Raw genomic sequence first — 20788 nt, forward strand, 5'->3', positions numbered from 1 at the left:
CTTCTACTCATCAATAGAGTCTACCTTTATGTTGTTTATTGAGACGGATTCACCGCCGCCGTTTTATCGAGAAAAGCTGACTCCTGCCAAACGCACGCAGCTTGATCAGTGGTTTATTGGTCATCGCACACAAGAGCGTTATCTTAAGCGCTTTGAGCAGTTTGATAAGCAAGGGTATCTATCACCAAAATGGCACTGGGCCGCCTTTTTTGTGACATTACCATGGCTGCTGTACCGTAAACGCTACATGGATGCTTTGGTATACAGCGTCGCTGGCTGGTCATTTATTCAGCTTAATATTGTCATCGCTTTAGTGACAGTTGAGTTTGTAGCGATGTCCTATATTCCAAATGCTTATCAGATGCCATTACGTTTCGGCATTGCTGCAATTATTTGGCTGTTTTGGTCCTTTATGGTGGCACGTTGGACCGATGCTTATTACTACCGTATGGCGCGACGTGAGATTGCGGATGTTATCGATGATTATCCACGCGATGAGGCGGCGCAAAAGGCACATCTGCGCCGAGAAGGGGGAGTGAGCTTATTTGGTTTGGGGCTTGGATTTGGGTTTTTCGTCTTTGCGCTGTTGGTTATTAATGTCCAGTTTTTGCCGATCTACGCCAAACCAAAAGAGAATGAAGTGCTATTTAACGCGTATGATATTGCTAAAACTACGCAAAACAGAGTAGCACTACGTTACCAGCAGACAGGAGCGTGTCCGACTGATCTGCCACTAAACTTTGATGAGCAGCAAGTACGTGTTCGTATCACTACGCAAGCAGCTGGCGCAGAGACCGATTGTGCGGTAGTAGCTACTATTCAAAATGTTCATTTTCCAATCCGCTATCTCAACGATCATATGCTGGTATTTTATCATCAGCCTAGTAGTGACAATTGGCAGTGTATCAGCTCATTAAATAAAGAGCTGGCACCGCCAAACTGCAATACTGACTAGGTGATAAAATTTAGGTCTTAGTATCGGTTACAATATGGTCGTCAGTTGGTGTTGCTTGGTTTTTGAGTGCTTCACTAAATTTTGTTAAATCCATCTTCTTAGCTTTACCAATATCTTCATCAAATAAGCTCTCAAGCTCGGCCATAGAGGATTGCGCGGATTCAATCAGACGTGCTTCGTCATCGTAGATAGCTTGCTGACGTTCAATCAAGTCATCATCATAGTCGCGGAAAGTCTGGATGGTCTCGCGCGCTGTTTCAGGAGACACGCCTAGCAGTTGTAATGATTCGCGCGACATATCAAGCGATGACAAGTAAGTCTCACGCCAAATATGACGGACGCCGACTTCACGCAAACGATAATAGTGTTGACGGTCACGCGCGCGTGCTAGTATCACCAGATCAGGATAGTTGTGATGCAAATACTCAGCGGTAGTAATAGAGCGCTCTAAATCGTCAACCGCGATGATAAACAGACGCGCTTTTTTTATACCAGCGGCTCGTAGTATCTCAGGGTTTTTGGGGTCGCCATAATAGACTTGGTTACCAAATTTACGCACAAAATCCACACGATTTGCTGAGCGTTCAATAGCGGTAAATTCGATATTGTGCATACGTAGTACGCGGCCAATAATTTGCCCCACTCGTCCGAAGCCTGCGATAATAACCGGATGTTCATGATTAGGAATAGTATCATGCTCACGGCTAGGTTTGCTTTTCTCGAAAATAGGTTCGCCGACTTTTTCTAGTAACAAGAAAGCAAATGGGGTTAAAGCCATCGATATGGTGACAATTAAATTGAGCATATTTGCCAAGTCAGGTCGTAGAACATTTTGCGCAGTAGCTACACTAAATAGTACAAAGGCAAATTCACCGCCCTGCGCTAGCGTGACCCCTAAGCGAATACTGGTCGGCCAGCGGTTGCCTGAGACTTTGGCGATAGTGGTGACGACTGCAAACTTAATAACCATCAAAGCAATCGCACAGCTGATAATAAATATAGGCTGCGCCATAATTAGTTTGACATCGGTGAGCATCCCCACTGACATAAAGAACAGGCCAAGTAGCAGACCTTTAAAGGGTTCAATACTCGCTTCTAGTTCATGTCGGTATTCAGAGTCAGCCAGCAAAACACCTGTCAAAAATGCACCTAAAGCCATAGATAGGCCAATTTGTCCCATCAAAATCGATACGCCCATTACGATAAATAAGGCGACTGCAGTCAATAGCTCTGATGCGCCGCTGGAGGCTACAAATTTAAAGAAGGGCCGGACAACGTAGCGGCTGGCAAGGATTAAGCCGCCAAAAACGGCAAAAACCTTGGCAAAATAAATCAAATCATAACTTTGTTCGCGCACCCCTGACAAAAAAGGAATAACCGCTAATAACGGAATTACAGCGATATCTTGGAACAGTAAAATAGTAAAGGCTTCGCGTCCATGAGTACTAGAGAGCTGCTGCTTTTCAGTAAGTATCTGCAGGACAAAAGCGGTCGATGAGAGGGCGAGACCGAAACCGACGATAAAAGCGGTATCTAATTTTAAGGAGAAAAACTGGTGTAAAACTGCCATTAATAGCGCACCAGTGAGCCCCACTTGCAGTCCGCCAAGCACGAAGATAGAGCGGCGCAGCGCCCACAAACGTGACGGTTGTAGCTCAAGGCCAATAATGAACAGTAGCATCACCACGCCAAATTCAGAGAAGTGTAGTAAGCTCTCAGCATCGCCTGCCACATCTAGCGCACTAGGGCCAAGGATTAATCCGGTAATTAGATAACCAAGAACCGTGGCAATACCAAAGCGTTTGCCTAGAGGGACGAACAGCAGTGCTGCACCCAAAAATATCGTGGCCTGTAACATCAGGTTTGGTGAGCCAGCAGCGGCAGCGAACATACAAAATCCTTAGCAATCAATATAAAACTTCAGTATAAAACTAGAGTAGGGATGCCTTAATTATAAAACCTAATGGGCAGCCTACTTATCAAAAGAGTGCTGTTTTAGCTATTTTTTGTGATAAATTTTCCACACACCATTATCTGCAAGTGGGTTGCTATAGGCATCGTTACGGCGCTTGCGCGGTGTTTGCCGACTATCGACAATCTTAAAATCTGGTAAGGCATGAACGATCAGTCCAGTACGATAAAAACGAATACGTTCAGGGTCTAACAGCTTACCTTTGGGGTCGCGGCAAAACACATACGCGCGCAGATCAATAAATTCACGATGCGCTACTAGTCTTGCCTCATCATCGTTATCAAATACCGCTGCCATACGCTCCAGCTCCTCAGCATTATAGTCACCGCATTTGTCCGTTAACGCACCCACTGAACCAAAGCTTTTAGACTCTTTAGCACGAGTTTTTGTCAGATGCAGGCGCTGGACATGGTAAATGAACTGCGGGATCTCAAGGCTGGCAGGTAGCGGTAGGTAATCAGGCGGTAGATAGGCAGCAGGATAAAAAGCCATCGCTCGATCAAGCAGGTTTTGCCAGCGCTGCTGATAAGCTTGCACTTCTTTTAGATTGCCCTCAAAGATGGGCATATCACGAATTTGACGTAAAATATCAGGGGGAAATTGCTCGTTGCGAAAACTGGCAATATCTTCTTGTAGCGTCGATAACAACGCTTTAGCATGTTTTTTACCGTCTTTTGAGAGCGGATCATCAATGTAGTCAGGGGCGACAAAAGGCGCAGAACGTCTGGACATAATAGTACGTCATTATAAAAAAGTTGAAAAATAGCTAATAAATCAAGATTTTAAGCTTAACTACTGTATTCAATAGCTATTTGTTAAAGATAAATCGATAGTTATTATAACCATATAACGCCTTATAGATTCAATTTGTTTGCTACGGATTACATCACAGTAGAGTATAGATAGTAGGTTTATTATGAAGTGGAACTTGTTGATCAAAGTAATAGGCAAAATAATTATCCGCCTATCGTATATGATCGATGTCTAGATATGAGCATTAGAGTGATGCTACCAACTACTAACTATTGGACTGGTTATTTGAATAGTGGCGATAGTTTGGCTAGTCTAGTCTGTATTTGATTAAATTTATTGATTTAACGGGGGTAGCAAATAACTGTACGACTTTTAACAATTAATGATTGTGACCTAAGTGACCACCTGAGGTGCCTATAGGACGCTCCGATATGTTGCAGACTAGTGCCTCACTGTGAGCTTTAGTTTGTGGATGCGATAAGCTTTCTACCTGAATAGTGGCGTGATGAATGCTCAATTCTTGCAAGTGTTGTTCCAGCTCAGCGATAAGGAGGCTTGCCTCCGAGATACTCATATCACCATCGACCACGATATGACAGGATAGGGCATTGAGACCGCTGGTAATGCTCCAAACATGCAAGTCATGCACTTTTTGTACTTGCGAATGTGCTAGCAATCGTTGTTCTATTTCAATCAATGATACGCCTACTGGCGTACCCTCCATCAAGATATGTACTGAATCGCGCACTACACGGTAGCCGCTGATAATAATGAGAATAGCAACAATAACTGAGGCCGCTGCATCGGCCCATACCCAACCAAAACCCATCATAAGCAGGGCGGCGATAATGGCGGCGACTGAGCCCATAAGATCACTTAATACATGCAAATAAGCGCTTTGCATATTGAGGTTAACCGGCTCTTTATCCTCAGCTGATTTGTTACTATCTGCACCATGACTGTGTCCGTGAGTGCCACTATTGCTGCTACCACGGTGCATAAGCCACGCCACCAAAATATTGACTAGCATACCGATCGTAGCAATGATAAGCATGCCTTGAGTGGCGATCTCCGGCGGTGAGTTGAGACGCTTAATAGCCTCATAAAATATCATTAGCGCAATGATAATAAGCGTTGCACCATTGATCCCAGCGACTAAAATCTCAAAGCGTTTATAGCCAAAAGTCTTTTGATGGTTAGCGGCTTTTTCGCCAATTCTAAACGCCATTAAAGTAGCGCCTAAAGCAACAGCATCACTAAGCATATGACCGGCATCTGATAATAGAGCCAAGCTCCCGGTCAGTAGTCCACCGATAGCTTCGATCAGCATGTAGCCTGTAATGATAAGAAAGCTAAACAATAAGGTGCGCTGGTAGCCCGAGGTATCACGCGGAGCGACAGTTTGTTCTAAATGCTCATCATGGTCATGACCGCCCTCATCACCATAAGTATAGCTTTTAGTCTTATTGTTTTTTTTGAGATTGGGATGCTTTGGACTCATAACCACACCGAAAAACAATTATAGTAAAAAAGAACTTAACATATTTAGTGTCATTAAGCTGTAAAAAGCGATTAAAAGCAAAACCGCAGAGATCGTGATTTTGTTTGGTTTTTACTACCAGCCAATAGGATCGATATCCAAAGTGAGCTTAAGGTATTTGGCACTTGACATCGTCAGTACCGATGGCCACCAGTGCTCTAATATATGATGTAGCTGAGGACGCTCTTTGGCTAACAGCAGCAACTGTGAGTGATAGCGGCTGTTCTTCTTACTCATGGGTGCATCAATGGGACCAAGCACCGCTAAATTATGAGCATCTGGCAGACCTGCAATAGCGTCTGTTAATGCTTGGGTCGTTGCAGCAAGGGTTTTACCTTCGCAGCGAATCAAGGCTGCATAACTATAAGGCGGTAAGCCCATCATTTTGCGCTCTTGCAATAGCTGGCGCGCAAATGATAAATAACCATCTTTTACTAGTTTCAATAATAGCTCGTTATCAGGCTGCAAAGTTTGAATCAGAACGCATCCAGCTTTGTCGCCACGTCCGGCACGTCCAGCTACTTGAATCATAAGTTGAGCGGTATGTTCAGGGGAGCGAAAGTCTGCTGATAAAAACCCACGATCAGCATTGGGCAGACAAACCAGCGTGACATTGGGGAAATGGTGACCCTTGGCAACCATTTGCGTGCCAACGAGTATAGCGGGCTTACCTTGATTAATACGCTGGTAGATATTTTCCCAGCTGTCTTTGCGCCTAGTAGTATCACGATCGATTTGAATGATAGGGTATAGCGTTTTACTGGTCTGCGGATTGGCAAAGAGAGCATGCAAATTCTCGCTAAGCCGCGTGGTACCAAGACCTCTTGCATCTAAGTTTTGACTGGCGCAATCAGGACAAACCGCCGGTATATAAGCTTGCCAATCGCAGTGATGACATTTCAAATAGGAATTTTGCTGGTTTTGGCTACTGTAATGCACCGTCAGATGAGCATCACAGCGCGGACAGTCCGCCTGCCAACCGCAAGACTCGCAGAGCAGTACAGGAGCATAACCGCGCCGGTTCAAAAACACTAAAACCTGATCGCCTGCCTCCAGTGTTTGCCGAATGGCAGTAATTAAGGCATCGGTCAGACCCGTATCAAAGCTTGCACCATCGTCTTGGCTTTGTTGATGGGTGCTTTGCAGACGTGCATCTATCAGCTGCATAGTGGCAGGGTTTGCTAGTCCTGGCCGCGTACGTAATTGATACTCAACCAGTTTAGCGTCATCAACCAATTTTAGATGTTCAAGGGTAGGAGTCGCTGTACCTAGTATTACTGGTATTTTTTGTTGTAGGCCGCGGTATAGCGCCACGTCGCTTGCGTGATAACGTAGGGTGTCTTGTTGCTTATAAGAAGCATCATGCGCCTCATCAACGACAATCAAGCCTAAATTAGCGAACGGATAGAGCACCGCTGAGCGTGTACCGATAATGATTTGCGCGTGCCCTGTGCGGCAATCTTGCCAACCTTGCAAGCGATAAGTATTGGTCATACCTGAATGTAAAAGCACAATCTGCGCGGCAAAACGACTGGCAAAGCGCGCCCGCGTTTGCGGGGTCAGCCCAATCTCCGGCACTAGGATTAACACCTGTTTGCCTGCTTCTAATACCGCTTGCATAGCCTGCAAGTACACTTCAGTTTTACCACTACCGGTAATACCATTGAGCAAAAACCCAGTATATTCCTCAGCTTGCTGGGCGCTAACGATAGCGTCAACGGCTAGCTTTTGCTCTTCGTTTAAGTCCAATGGCATTTTAGCCAGTTTGACCGTTAAAGGCGCTATTTTAGGTTCAATAAAACGCTCAATAAGACCTTTATCTTCAAGCGTTTTTAAAAAAGAGCGCTGCATACCTTCGAGTAATAGTACATCTTCGCTAGCACCGCGCTTGCCATGCAGTTTTAGCATGTCAAATTGCTGCTTTTGCTTTTTGGCATTGGCACGAAAGTCATCGTCAGTGACATGCGGTAGAATGCGCCAATGAGTAATAAGCAAATCTAATGGTTTGCCTTGGCGCACAAGGCTTGGCAGCATGACTGCCAGCACGTCGCCAAGTGGATAATGATAATAGCGTGCCAACCAATAGGCAAGCTTGAGCATACTGGCGTCCAAAATAGGCTCGCTATCTAAGCACTTATAAATTGGTTTTAGCTTACTAGCAGGTACATTGCTATCTGCTGGAGAGATATGAGCCACTACAATACCAATTAAGGTTTGTCGACCAAACGGTACTTCAACTCGGCTGCCGATTTTAGGTAAAGCGGCGTTTGATGAGGCCTTCTCTGCTGGCACGCTATAGTCAAATACCCGGTAAAGGGGCACGGGCAGGGCAACTTGTACCAACATAAGACGCTTGCAACCTTACTATGAGTTAAAATAGGAATCAAAAATAAAGGGGGAGAAACCAATAAGCTTAGCACGATGCTAAGCTTATAATGGATGATGCAAAACAAAGACACGTCCTATTCAATATATAAAATAGATTCAATTTCTACGACACCGCCTTTGGGAAGCGCTGCAACTTGCACGGCTGCGCGCGCCGGATATGGCTCACTCAAATTGGCTACAAATACGTCGTTGAGCGCAGCAAAGTCGTTCAAATCGGTCAATGATACGTTGAATTTGACCACGTCATTAATACTACCGCCAGCCGCTTCGCAAATGGCTTTGATATTGGCAAATACTTGCTTGGCCTGCGCCTCAAAGCCATCTTGCAACTCCATAGTTTCAGGATCAAGACCGAGCTGACCTGAGATATAAACGGTATTGCCAACTTTTATAGCTTGCGAGTAAGTACCAACGGCTGCTGGAGCATTATCAGTTTGAATGGTTTGACGGGTCATGTGATGTCCTTGTTTCTTAATAAATTAATAAAAAATAATGATTAAGTTTTATAGTTGATAAAGGCGGATGATATTCGGAAAACCTAACAACGAGCGTAGATCGCGGATGCCTTGCGCTAAGTGATTGCGACTACGCACGATCACATGAACGATAGTATCACTACTACGTACATCAACCTTTTCTACGCCAATATTTAATTGGCGCAGATGATAGATGACTTCACTAATTTGCTCATCGCTTAGCGCTATAGACAGCTTTAGATAAGCGGGAAAACGAACTTTTCCGCTGTTTTTGCCGCTATGCTCGCCGGACTCATTTTGGTTGGTTGCCTTATCGTCACGCCAACGCAGCTGTATGATTTGATAAGGATTGTCTTTACGAATATCATCCAAAGAGAAGCATTTGTGACGATGGACGACTAAGCCATGCCGTGATAAATGCCCGACAATAGGATCACCATAGATAGGATGACAGCAATTGGCAAAATCAATCTCAACACCGGCAACATTGGCAATGAGCTGCTGCGGCTGCGCAGTATCATCATCGCTATAGCACTCGGCATTTAAACAGGCCATCTCATCACTAAACAGGCGCGATACTACCAGCTGCGGTAGCAAAGTACCAGAGCTTATCTGCTCAAATAACGCACTTTTTTCTGGTAAACCGCGCCACTCAAGAAGGTTAGTCCAGTCGCTTGCGCTTAAATCATCAAGGTTTTTTTGATGGGTTTTGAGAGCTCGATCCAGCGCTTGTTGACCGTGGTGTTGTTTATCGGCAGCAGTTAAATCTTTGAACCAGCGCAAAATCTCCTCGCGCGCTTTATTGGTCACTACAAAACCCAACCATTCCGCTTTGGGTTGAGAATGATTGTTGATTTCAATTTCAACCAGTTGTCCGTTTTTGACTACAGTACCTAATTTGGCTTTTTTGTTATCAATATTGGCACCGACTGCCACATTGCCGATCATCGGACCCACAGCATAAGCAAAGTCGAGCGCCGTTGCGCCTTGCGGTAGCTCATAAGCACGGCCTTGCGGACTGTAACAAATAATCTTACTAGAGTGCAGATAATCCATCAGCTCGTTAATAGTAGATACTGCGGCCGTAAAGTCAGGATTGTTCTCATCTATCGTTTCTTCATCTACTAAGTCTTTCATATTACGTAAAGACGCTTGAATGACGGATTGACTAACATCAGAGGCGTGCTCAGCGCCAATAACGCCCAATCTGGCTGCATTCTGCATTTTTTTGGTCAAAATGGTCACTTTAATAACATCGTTATCACGCTCATAAATAAGCGTAAGTGACTGATTGCCGCCTGGTAGTGGCCGACGAATATTATCTTGAATATGAGTGTCGTCGATCTGGTATTTTTTGATTAAATAATAGGCTAGCTTGTCACAGGCTTCAATACTATCAAGGACAATCTCAAAAGCATAATGCCGTAGTAGTGCATTAATCTCGCCGCGGTTACGGAAAAATTGTCGATAAATAGCCACGCGATTATCAAGCACTTTGACGTGTCCATTAAGCTCTAGGTTATTTAGTACAATACTTAGATAACGGTGAATAGCCTCCCTTTGGAAATTACGCCCAAGGCCATGTTGCAAAAGCTTATCCGATAAACGATTGTACATCTCAGAGTCAAGGTTGCGGTAGCACAGTACTTCAATATAATCAGCAATATCGTTGAGACCCATTAGACGGGCAAAGGGCACATAAAAGTCCAAGGTTTCTTGCGCCGTGGTACGCTGTTTTTCAGGGCTAACGGCATCTAGTGTCGACATATTGTGCAAGCGATCGGCAAGCTTGATAATAAGTACGCGCGGATCAGCAAGGGTTGCCGTCAAGATTTTGTGAAAAGTAGCGGCTTTGTTTTGCTGCTTATTATGATTGGAAGACTTTAGTTTAGTAACCCCATCGACCAATCTTGCAACCACTTTACCGTAGCGCTCTTCTAGCTGCTCATCAGTGACATCAGTATCTTCAACCGTATCGTGCAAGATCGCGGCGATAATGGTATCTCTATCCAAACGAAAACCTGCTAATATTTCAGCAACTGCGATCGGATGGGTAATATAAGGCTCACCTGATTTGCGCTTATCCTTGATATGAGCAATGTCACCAAACACACAAGCATCAACAATATCACTGCGTTCAGAGGCAGACAAATATCCAACCGAGCGCAGCAAGTTATACTGGGCTTCATCAACCAAAGGGTGACTAAGTTTGGTTAAGGTCTGGCTCATAGAAGAGAAATCCTATTGTTCATAATGGTATTAGTAATGGTCAGTTTTGATTAACGCAAGACCACCCTCTAATTAATCGCAAATTGCGTCCAATGTCAACAACTAACATAGTAGAGGATAGAAAAACATTGTGTTTAATATTTTAAATAGTTGCACCTATGAAGTTGCAGCTCCTGAATTTGATAATAATGGTTTGAGTATTGTTGATAGACTTAGACGACAAAACCACAGTATAAAACTGTGGTTTCATTGGTAATCTTCGCTGATAAGGCTTTATCCTTATAGTGAAGTCGTTACTTGAGCGGCTGGTACGAAATTAAAAACTATGGTCACCTGATAACGCTAAATCCAGCGAACTGGTTGCAAAATTATGCTCAGGCTGATTAAGAATATCACGCGTGATTTTACCTGCCGCAATCTCACGCAGTGCCAATACCGTAGGTTTGTCGTTGTCGACATCTACTAAAGGCTCAGCGATACCTTTAGCTAACTGGCGCGCGCGTTTGCTAGCAACCAAAACCAGCTCAAAGCGATTATCAACATTTTCCAAACAATCTTCAATCGTTACTCGTGCCATAGATAGCTACCTCGGTTGTTTTTATCACTTACTTTGACTACTCGCTAGATGATAAAAAGAATATTAAAATAAAAAACTGGTATTTAAAATAAAAAAATATTATTTAAAAATAATATAAATTAACCCGCTATTATAACACTTTTTAGCCTGTGGCGCAGTGTCTATTTATGAGTTATCAAACACGCTCTGGGTTTGATGTTTTGAATAAAGCTTTTTTGCTAACTGATTCAAAGAGGGTCTGCCTCTCCTGAGAGCAAATTTTTGATCGTACGATTATAACGCTGTTGTTGACGCTGCAAAGTCTGCCTATCAGCAACAATAATGGCTTTTAGCTCAGTTAGTGCTACCTCAAAATTATCATTAATAACCACATAATCAGCATGCACGTATTGAGATATCTCAGTTACTGAGCCTGCCAAACGCTGCTCTATGACGTCGGTGCTGTCTTGCGCGCGGGTTGATAGACGTTGACGTAGAGAGGCGATGCTGGGCGGCAAAATAAAAATCATTATGGCATCGGGGAAAATATTTTTGACCTGCAAAGCACCTTGCCAGTCAATCTCTAGTATCACATCAATGCCTGCTTGCAGCTGTGTGCGCACACTTTGCTCCGAGGTGCCATAATAGTTACCAAATACCTCAGCGTACTCCAAAAACTTACCGTCATTGATCGCCTCTTTAAAGGTGTTAATAGTTGTGAAGTGATAATGCTGACCATCGATCTCACCGGAACGCGGCGGACGAGTAGTATGAGAGATACTTACGGTTAAATCGTTGGTAGTGGCAAGTAGCTGCTTAACCAAGGAGGTCTTGCCTGTGCCAGAGGCAGCAGTAATAATAAATAAGGAACCAGTCATACATTACGTCCTAATAAGAGGGTGTCCTAGTAAAAAAAGGAGGGCTGGTAAAAACAAAAAGCGACATCATGTAAGATAATAATAAGGCTGCAAGTTTTTTCAGTCTTACTTATCTGTTTTATGCTAAATGATATCAGTTATAGTATTTTAAAAGGCAATAAAAGCAAATTATGCTAAAGTAGGGCATTTATTTAACCCTAAGCTGTTAACATTAAGTTTTATATTCAAATTATCCAATGATAGGCTGCTTTATGCAAATATATCTTGCCAATCCACGCGGTTTTTGTGCCGGTGTGGACCGCGCCATTGCGATTGTCAATGAAGCATTGACACGTTTTGAACCTCCCATTTATGTACGTCATGAAGTCGTGCACAATAAATTTGTCGTCTCAGACTTAGCTAATCGCGGTGCGGTGTTCGTCGAAGAGCTGCACGAAGTACCGGATGGCTCTATCGTCATCTTCTCCGCGCACGGAGTCTCAAAGGCGGTAGAAGATGAGGCCAAACGTCGTGACCTGACGGTTTTTGATGCTACCTGTCCGCTGGTGACGAAAGTGCATATCGAGGTGGCAAAGTTTGCTCAAGACGGTATGGATGCGGTACTAATCGGTCATGCTGGTCATCCTGAGGTTGAAGGTACGATGGGGCGCTTTAACCGCAAACATGGCGGGCAAATTCATCTGGTCGAAAATGAAACTGATGTCGATAAATTGAGCGTGCAGAATGATGATCGCCTAGCATTCGTTACCCAAACCACGCTATCAATGGATGATACCGCACGCGTCATTGATGCGCTCAAAGATAAATTTCCCAGTATTCAGGGGCCGCGCAAAGATGATATCTGCTATGCCACCCAAAACCGTCAAGACGCGGTGAAAGACTTGGCTGGTCGCTGTGAGGTGGTGTTAGTTGTCGGCTCACCTAACTCTTCAAACTCAAACCGTCTACGCGAATTGGCTGAGCGTATGAGCTGCAAAGCTTACTTGATCGATAATGCTAGCGAGATGAAACGTATGTGGTTTGAGGGCGTACAGAATGTCGGTGTCACCGCTGGTGCCTCTGCTCCTGAGATTTTGATTCAAGAAGTGCTACAACAACTGCAAGATTGGGGCGGTCAGACACCTAACGAGCTCTCAGGTATCGAAGAAAATGTAACTTTTAGTTTGCCCAAAGCTCTGCGAATTCCGGTTACGCAAGTAGGAAAATAGCTACCACGATAAAAGGTGCTCGACAAAAAAATACCAACAATCATAAATATTAAGGATAATTATGGCAGCTTATTACCACCTAATAAAACGTGACCAGCAAGCAGATGGCGTTTGTGTGGCACACTATCAGTCAACTGAGCATGCACAGGGCGCCTGGAATGCGCATGAGCAACACATGGCACCAGCGACTGGGATACTAGCGGCCGAATTAGAGCAATATTTGCCGCAAGATAATATGCGTATTGCTCGCGTTAGTCTTGATATTTTAGGTCTGATCCCGCTTGATGATTTTACCATTACTACGCGCTGTATTCGTCCTGGCAGAACCATTGAGCTAATAGAGTCAGTGATGAGCAGCCGGGGCCGTGATTGTATCATTGCGCGTGCTTGGCGATTGATGACCCAAGATACTAGTGCTATTGCTGGTTTAGAGGACAGCCCAGCCCAGCATAATCCTGAGAATCTGCCCGCTTGGGATGAGATGAAAGGCTGGCCTGGTGGCTATATTAAGAGCTTGCATTTAGTTGCTGATCCTAACCGGCGTCCAGGACACGGAACAGTATGGCTCACCAACGATTTGGAGATGGTCGCAGACTCTCCTACCGCCGATGTGGTACGTTTATTAGGTATGGTAGATACCGCTAATGGCGTTGTGCCCAGACTCGGACTCAATGTCTCAGAGTTAGGATGGGTATTTCCCAATACCGATCTGCAAATTCACATGCATCGTGCACCAAAAGGGCACTGGCTTGGTATCGAAGCGGTGCAGCAATACGGTACTGACGGTATTGGCCTGACCAGTGCTATCTTGCACGACGTTCATGGGCCGTTTGGTCGTAGTGAGCAGATCCTTACGATACGTCCTATGCCAAACTAAGGTAAAGCCATATAAAAGGTTTTATGATTTTAAAAAATGAAATAAAAGTATGTGTTTAATTTATTATGCTAATGGTAAAGAATAAGGTGTAATGGTTATAGTAGCTTTTAATAGAACCCTGATTTATACTGAATAAGATATCATTATTCTTAGTATGGAATTAATATTTGATTAGGTTGTAGTGATGGACTTAGTTATTTGAGATGGAATTGAGAAGCACTAAATTAAAGGCTTAAAAGGTTTTATTTGCCATTCACTTTTGAAGGAGAAACGAGATGAGCGACAAAAAATGTCCTTATGATAACACCCCGCTTACCATGAGTAATGGTGCCCCTGTGGTTGATAACGAGAATAGTAAAACCGCTGGCAAGCGTGGCCCGCTACTAGCAGAAGACTTGTGGCTTAACGAAAAGCTTGCTGATCTTAACCGCGAGATTATTCCTGAGCGCCGTATGCACGCCAAAGGCTCGGGCGCGTTTGGTACCTTTACCGTAACTAACGATATCACGAAATACACGCGTGCTGATATCTTTAGCGAAGTGGGTAAGCAGACTGAGATGTTCGCTCGCTTTAGTACCGTAGCAGGCGAGCGCGGAGCTGCCGATGCTGAGCGTGATATTCGCGGCTTTGCGCTTAAGTTCTATACCAATCAAGGTATTTGGGACTTAGTGGGTAATAATACGCCCGTATTCTTCGTCCGTGATCCGCGTAAGTTCCCTGATTTGAATAAAGCCGTTAAGCGTGACCCGCGTACCAATATGCGTTCGGCGACCAATAACTGGGACTTTTGGACGTTATTGCCAGAATCCTTGCATCAGGTCACGATCACTATGAGCGAGCGTGGTATTCCAGCCTCTTATAGACACATGCACGGCTTTGGCTCGCACACTTATAGCTTTATTAATAATGACAATGAGCGTTTTTGGGTCAAATTCCACTTCGTTACCCAGCAAGGTATCAAAAACTTAACCGATGCTGAAGCGGCTGAGATCATCGCTAGCAATCGTGAAAGCCATCAAGAAGATCTGCTCAATGCCATTGATAATGGCGACTTTCCCAAGTGGAAAATGTATGTACAGATTATGCCAGAAGAAGAGGCGGATCAAGTACCCTATCATCCGTTTGACTTGAGTAAAGTGTGGCCAAAAGGCGACTATCCGCTGATCGAAGTCGGCGAGTTTGAGCTTAATAGAAACGCGGAAAACTATTTCTTAGATGTTGAGCAAGCGGCCTTTGCACCAAATAATTTGGTGCCAGGCATCAGTGCTTCACCAGATAAAATGCTACAAGCACGTCTGTTCAGCTATGCTGATGCCCAGCGCTACCGCGTCGGGGTGAATCATAAGCAGATTCCGGTGAATAAACCCACTTGTCCTGTGACCAGTAACCACCGTGATGGTCAGGTACGTGTTGATGACAACTACGGCGGCCGTCCGCACTATACGCCAAATAGCTTTGAGCAGTGGCAAGAACAGCCGCAGTACGCTGAGCCGCCCCTCAAGATCGACGGTTATGCTGATCACTATGACTTCCGTGAAGATGATAATGACTACTTTAGTCAGCCTCGTGCGCTCTTTAACCTGATGAATGATGAGCAAAAGCAGGCGCTGTTTGATAATACGGCAAGAGCGATGGGTGATGCGTTAGACTTTATCAAGTATCGTCATATTCGTAACTGTCATTGGTGTGATCCGGCTTACGGCGCAGGGGTTGCTAAAGCGCTAGGATTGAGCGTTGAAGATGCGCTGGCCGCTCGCGATACCGATCCTGCTCGTGATTTGCCTAGCTGTTTGTAGTTAATGATGGTCTGTAGTTAATAATCAATATAAAATCAAAGCACCGCTCAAGGAGACTTGGGCGGTGCTTTTTTGTTTAAGCACGGTTTTTAACTTACTCATGCTTGAAAAATCCCTTAGTGACCCTATTAGTATAGACAGTCCAGTACTAACCTAAGGTCAATATTAAAGCGGACACCAATATACTAAACCATGAATTTTAATATAAATTAAAGGAGTTTTTTATGAGCAAAGACAGTCAAGCCGATAATCAAAACGTCGGTAGCCAAAGCGTTGACGAACAAAGTGTTGATAACCAAAACCCGAATAAAGAGGTAAAAAAACACAGTTTTGAAGCTGAAGTCGCACAATTGCTGCACTTAGTGACCCACTCACTATATTCTAATGCTGATATTTTTGTGCGTGAGCTGGTCTCAAACGCCTCTGACGCTTGTGATAAATTACGCTTTGAAGCCACCAATGACGATAGCCTGTATGAGAATGACGGCGAGCTGCGTATTCGCATTGCTGTCGACGAGGACGCCAAAACCATTACCTTTATCGATAACGGTATCGGCATGAATGAAGCCGATGCGATTGAAAATTTGGGTACGATTGCCAAATCTGGTACTAAAGCATTTTTGGATAAATTATCTGAGTCACAAAAACAAGACGGTCAGCTGATTGGTCAGTTCGGGGTCGGTTTTTACTCAGGATTCATCGTTGCAGATAAGATTGCGGTTGAATCACGTAAAGCGGGCGACCCTAAAGATAAAGGCGTACGCTGGGTATCTGATGGTAGTGGTAGCTTCACGGTTGAGACCATTAATAAAGATACGCGCGGTACCAGCATTACTTTGCATCTAAAAGAAGAATATACGGATGGCGAAGATAACTATTTAGACCGCGCTAGAATCAAGCGTTTGGTCAATAAATACTCAGACCATATCAGCTTGCCTATTCAGATGCGTAAAGAAGTTTGGCAAGAAGACGTCGTTGACGAAGAAGAGAACTCTGACGATTCTGAAAACAGTGCAGCGCCAAGTGGCGAGATGGTGCTAACCGATGAGTGGGAAACTATCAATAAAGCCAGCGCGCTCTGGACTCGCTCAGCCTCTGAAATTGACGATGAGGAGTACGTTGATTTTTATAAAAACATCACTTATGACTTCGATGAGCCACTGACTTGGACGCACAACCGCGTAGAAGGACGCGTACAGTATACCCAGCTGTTGTACATTCCTAAAAAAGCGCCGATGGATCTGTACACCCGTGAGCAGCAACATGGGCTCAAGCTCTATGTCAAACGCGTATTTATCATGGATGACGCTGAGCAGCTACTGCCAATGTATCTGCGATTCGTCAAAGGGGTGATTGATTCTGCTGATTTGCCATTGAACGTCAGCCGTGAGCTCTTGCAAGAATCGCGTGATGTCAAATCTATCCGTGAAGGTAACGCGCGCCGTACTTTAACTATGCTGGCAAGCCTTGCTAATAGCGAGGATAGCGACAAGCAAGACAAATTTGCCCAGTTCTATAGTGAGTTTGGCGATGTCATCAAAGAAGGTCTTGGCGAGGACATGGGCAACCAAGAGCGCATTGCTAAATTGCTGCGCTATGCCACCAGCACTAATGATAAGGTTGAAACCAGCTTCGAAGATTATAAAGGCCGGATGCAGGATGGACAAAAGGCCATTTACTATCTAACGGCTGATAACCTTGCCGCTGCCAAAAACAGCCCGCAGCTTGAGCTGTTCAAAAAGAAGGGTATTGAAGTTATACTAATGACCAGCCGTGTCGATGAGTGGGCCATGAACTTCTTAACCCAGTTTGACGGTACGCCGCTACAAAATATCGCTAAAGGTGCGGTAGATTTAGGCGACTTGCAAGACGAAGAAGAAAAAGCTGAAGCTTCAAAGGCTGAGGAAGCCATGAAACCGGTGGTTGATAAGCTTAAAACTGCACTTGGTGGTCGTGCCAAAGATGTACGAGTATCTAACCGTCTGGTCGATAGTCCAGCGATACTCGTGACGCCAGAGGGTGAGCTGTCGCCGCAAATGATTCAGATGCTCAAGCAAATGGGCCAAGAAGTGCCGGACACGCAGCCTATCTTAGAAGTCAACCCTGATCATCCACTAATTAAAAAGCTGGATGGTAATGAGCAGTTTAACGATTTGGCGCAAGTGATTTTTGATCAAGCGCTGCTGGCAGACGGTGGTCAGCTTGAGGATCCTGCAGCTTATCTTAAGCGCGTTAACGAGCTATTGATGCGTTGATACTATAGGTTTTTAATTAAAAAGAGGTCTTAAAAAATTAAGGCCTCTTTTTTTGTAGTTATCAGCTGATTTTTTATCATAGTTACAATATTCCATTACTAATGAGGTCAAACTAATAACATCTAGATAAATGCTAACGAGTTTTTATAAAGTGAGTTTTTACAAATCAGCCTTATCGTCTTAGCTGACAATCCGTTACAATCGCGATATATTAGCTAGCTAAACTATTAAGCTACGTAAACGGTATAAATTATAAGTCGTCAATCTATAACGATACCTATTTTTCTCGACCGGATAGAGGTCTAAGTCTTTGTCACTTTCGTCGCCAAAAACTATCTCCCTTCAGCGCTTCTCCTTGAATTTTGCTGCCAATATTATAGCCACTCTATGGATGCTAGTAGGGTCAACGCGCGCTTTTTCTTGGGTAAAACCTACCTTTTTCCAGTTTGCTCTGTTTGCAACACTGGCGCTTGGCAGTAATGTGCTATTTTCATGGTTAGTGGCTACGAGCGGTAGTGTTTTTAATGAACAAGGGCTGGTTAGCTATTTGATATGGCCAGTAATTATTTTGCTTGCTGGTATTATCCTTGCTCGGCGCTCGGGCAATCAGATGCTGGTGTTTGTACCCGTAGTACTGTGGCTAGTTGCTGATACCCTAGCGGCTTTACTGCAAAGTATTGTGCAGCTTTTAGGCAATCATGGCTGGTTACCTGGGTGGAGCTATTCGTTTTTACCTATTCTGTTTTTAGTATTGTTCTTATGGCAAACGCTAGCTCTGTTATGGATTTTTGCGCGAAGGCAGCGCACCCCCTGGTGGGAGCGCATTATTGTTTTAATTGGCGCAGTAGCTTTACTGACCATTTGGCAACGTAACGTCGCCGATCAGCCTATTTTTAAGCAAATCCCAATAGAGGCTACGCTTGAGGAGGCTGCGCTGTACGAGCAGCCGCGTTTATTGCAGCAAGCGCTAAGCAGTATCGACCCAAGCGTATTGGGGGAGACGGACTGGTATTTTATGGGGGTGGCCGGGTTTTCTGATCAAGACGTCTTTCGCTCTGAGATCAATAAAGTACGCGAGCTGTTTGATGTACGCTTTGGTACCAGCGGTAACTCTTTATCTTTGATTAATAATACTTATAGCTGGCTTGATGAACCCATAGCGACCAAAACTAGTATTTTAGAAGGCCTGAAAAAAATCGGTGAGCAGATGAACGCTGATGAGGACGTATTATTGCTCACTCTATCCTCACATGGCAACGAGGATATTATTCAGTTGTACAATCCGCCACTTATGATGGATAACTTAGATGCCACATGGTTACGTGAGGCTTTAGATGCTTCAGGTATTCGCTGGCGGGTTATTGTGGTTTCTGCGTGTTATTCAGGCTCGTTTATCGATGAGCTATCCTCGCCAACGACAGTAGTTATCACTGCCTCAGCTGCTGATAAAATGTCGTTTGGCTGTACCAACACAGCCGAGATGACTTATTTCGGTCAGGCGTTTTTTGCAGAGAGCCTGCGTGAGAATAATAGCTTTGCTGCCGCCTTTAAAGATGCTCGTTTGCGCGTCAGGCAGCGCGAAGACTCAATGGGCTTTGAGTCCTCTGATCCGCAAATGGCTATCGGTAGCCTTATGGAAACCGCGTTGCCTGCTTTTGAGCAAGCTTTATTTGATAAAAATGGTTCTACAACCATGAGCATTACTGATAATAATACCCCTGTTACCAATTGATGTTGCTACTCTTTGTATAATATCCGATAGTGAGTACGAGGCTTATTAAAACATACCTTATATTTTTATAAATTACGACTTGTTTTGATTAATTAAGAGGTTATTTATGAACACTACTTACAATCACAACTTATCTGCCAATACTCAACTCACTCAAGAGAGTGCCAATCGCTGCTTTGATGGCGAGCAACATTATTATAGTCATCAGTCGACATCCACTAAAACAATGATGACCTTTAGTATCTACTTGCCAGATGAGGCACTAGCAGGTAAGCGCTGTCCGGCGATTTTATACTTGTCAGGTCTAACTTGTAATGCAGACAATGTCACCCATAAAGCGCATTTTCAAAAAAAGTGTAGTGAGCTTGGCATGATCTTTATTGCCCCTGATACCTCACCTCGTAGCGACGAAGATGCTGGACTTGAGGTGCCTAATGACGATCGTTATTTCGTTGGTCAAGGGGCCAGCTACTATGTTGACGCTACTCGCGAGCCGTGGTCAGAGCATTTTAATATGCAAACCTATATCGTTGATGAATTGTATGACTTACTACGCTCAGAGTTTGCTATTAGCAGTATCGGTATCATGGGCCACTCAATGGGTGGACACGGAGCACTATTACTAGGCTTCAAATTCCCCAGTAAATTCGTCAGTGTCTCAGCACTATCACCTGTTTGTGCTGCGAGCCAGTCAGCTTGGGGAGAGGCCGCTTATACCGAATACTTTGGCGAGGATAAGTCGTTATGGGCGCAAGCGGATGCCGCACAAATGATTGAGAAGGTAGGGCGCCAGTATGCCAGTATTTTGGTTGATCAAGGCGCAGCGGATAACTTCTTGGCAGAAGGGCAGCTACAAACTCCTAAACTACAAGAGGCTTGTCAAAAAGCCAAACAACCATTAACGCTACGCTATCAGGCAGGTCATGATCACAGCTATTATTTTATTCAAACGGTAATTAACGATCATATCTTTCACCACTGTAAAGCGGCAGACTTGTCCAACTAATATTATTTATTAGCAGTCGGAAAAAATAGTAGCCAAATGTAGCAATGATTAGGGTATAAAACATTATGACAGATTCTCAAAAAAAATCAGTGGATAGCTCAGAGCAGAGTAGTGCTGAGTCATCATTGGCGACTATGCAAGTGGATATGGAAAAAGCCCTGCAAGCC

General features: G+C 44.3%; 15 protein-coding genes. 7 read left to right on the plus strand and 8 right to left on the minus strand.

Annotation, left to right across the window (positions count from 1 at the left end):
* The first annotated feature begins 28 nt into the window (after positions 1-28).
* Complete coding sequence (locus ACR63N_RS02655) at positions 29-955, plus strand: DUF2628 domain-containing protein (RefSeq protein WP_367105640.1); 927 nt, start codon at positions 29-31, stop codon at positions 953-955.
* A 10-nt stretch (positions 956-965) separates the two neighbouring features.
* Here ACR63N_RS02655 and ACR63N_RS02660 read toward each other — a convergent pair whose 3' ends face one another.
* The 8 genes from ACR63N_RS02660 to gmk all read right to left on the minus strand — a co-directional run bounded on the left by ACR63N_RS02660 (position 966) and on the right by gmk (position 11747).
* Complete coding sequence (locus ACR63N_RS02660; protein ID WP_367105641.1) at positions 966-2846, minus strand: monovalent cation:proton antiporter-2 (CPA2) family protein; 1881 nt, start codon at positions 2844-2846, stop codon at positions 966-968.
* A 108-nt stretch (positions 2847-2954) separates the two neighbouring features.
* Positions 2955-3659 (minus strand): hypothetical protein, encoded by a 705-nt coding sequence (locus ACR63N_RS02665; protein ID WP_367105642.1) that lies wholly within the window; start codon positions 3657-3659, stop codon positions 2955-2957.
* A gap of 400 nt (positions 3660-4059) precedes the next feature.
* Entirely contained in the window at positions 4060-5181 is a 1122-nt protein-coding gene (locus ACR63N_RS02670; RefSeq protein ID WP_367105643.1) for a cation diffusion facilitator family transporter, read from the minus strand.
* Positions 5182-5295: 114 nt separating this feature from the next.
* Positions 5296-7566 (minus strand): primosomal protein N', encoded by a 2271-nt coding sequence (locus tag ACR63N_RS02675; RefSeq protein ID WP_472782417.1) that lies wholly within the window; start codon positions 7564-7566, stop codon positions 5296-5298.
* A gap of 116 nt (positions 7567-7682) precedes the next feature.
* Positions 7683-8063 (minus strand): Rid family detoxifying hydrolase, encoded by a 381-nt coding sequence (locus ACR63N_RS02680; protein ID WP_367105645.1) that lies wholly within the window; start codon positions 8061-8063, stop codon positions 7683-7685.
* A 48-nt stretch (positions 8064-8111) separates the two neighbouring features.
* A complete protein-coding gene (locus tag ACR63N_RS02685) occupies positions 8112-10313 on the minus strand; it encodes a RelA/SpoT family protein (protein WP_472782418.1) in 2202 nt (733 codons plus the stop codon).
* Positions 10314-10629: 316 nt separating this feature from the next.
* On the minus strand, positions 10630-10890 hold the full coding sequence (gene rpoZ / locus ACR63N_RS02690) for a DNA-directed RNA polymerase subunit omega (RefSeq protein WP_290187858.1): 261 nt from the start codon (positions 10888-10890) through the stop codon (positions 10630-10632).
* A gap of 227 nt (positions 10891-11117) precedes the next feature.
* Complete coding sequence (gmk, locus tag ACR63N_RS02695) at positions 11118-11747, minus strand: guanylate kinase (RefSeq protein WP_367105647.1); 630 nt, start codon at positions 11745-11747, stop codon at positions 11118-11120.
* Between the two features lie 251 nt (positions 11748-11998).
* Between gmk and ispH the strand changes: the two genes are divergently transcribed.
* From ispH to fghA, 6 genes are all read left to right on the plus strand, one after another.
* Complete coding sequence (ispH, locus tag ACR63N_RS02700; protein WP_367106316.1) at positions 11999-12955, plus strand: 4-hydroxy-3-methylbut-2-enyl diphosphate reductase; 957 nt, start codon at positions 11999-12001, stop codon at positions 12953-12955.
* A 61-nt stretch (positions 12956-13016) separates the two neighbouring features.
* Complete coding sequence (locus ACR63N_RS02705) at positions 13017-13832, plus strand: thioesterase family protein (RefSeq protein ID WP_367105649.1); 816 nt, start codon at positions 13017-13019, stop codon at positions 13830-13832.
* Positions 13833-14107: 275 nt separating this feature from the next.
* The gene (locus tag ACR63N_RS02710) at positions 14108-15628 is read left to right on the plus strand and encodes a catalase (protein ID WP_472782419.1); all 1521 of its coding nucleotides are present in this window, start codon (positions 14108-14110) and stop codon (positions 15626-15628) included.
* Positions 15629-15852: 224 nt separating this feature from the next.
* Positions 15853-17883, plus strand: coding sequence for a molecular chaperone HtpG (htpG, locus tag ACR63N_RS02715; protein ID WP_367108882.1), 2031 nt, complete (start codon positions 15853-15855; stop codon positions 17881-17883).
* Positions 17884-18193: 310 nt separating this feature from the next.
* Positions 18194-19615, plus strand: a complete 1422-nt coding sequence (locus tag ACR63N_RS02720) for a C13 family peptidase (RefSeq protein ID WP_367105652.1) — start codon at positions 18194-18196, stop codon at positions 19613-19615.
* Between the two features lie 106 nt (positions 19616-19721).
* Positions 19722-20621, plus strand: a complete 900-nt coding sequence (fghA, locus tag ACR63N_RS02725) for an S-formylglutathione hydrolase (protein WP_472782420.1) — start codon at positions 19722-19724, stop codon at positions 20619-20621.
* The last annotated feature ends 167 nt before the right edge of the window (positions 20622-20788 follow it).

It is taken from the genome of Psychrobacter sp. M4 (genome assembly GCF_055699795.1).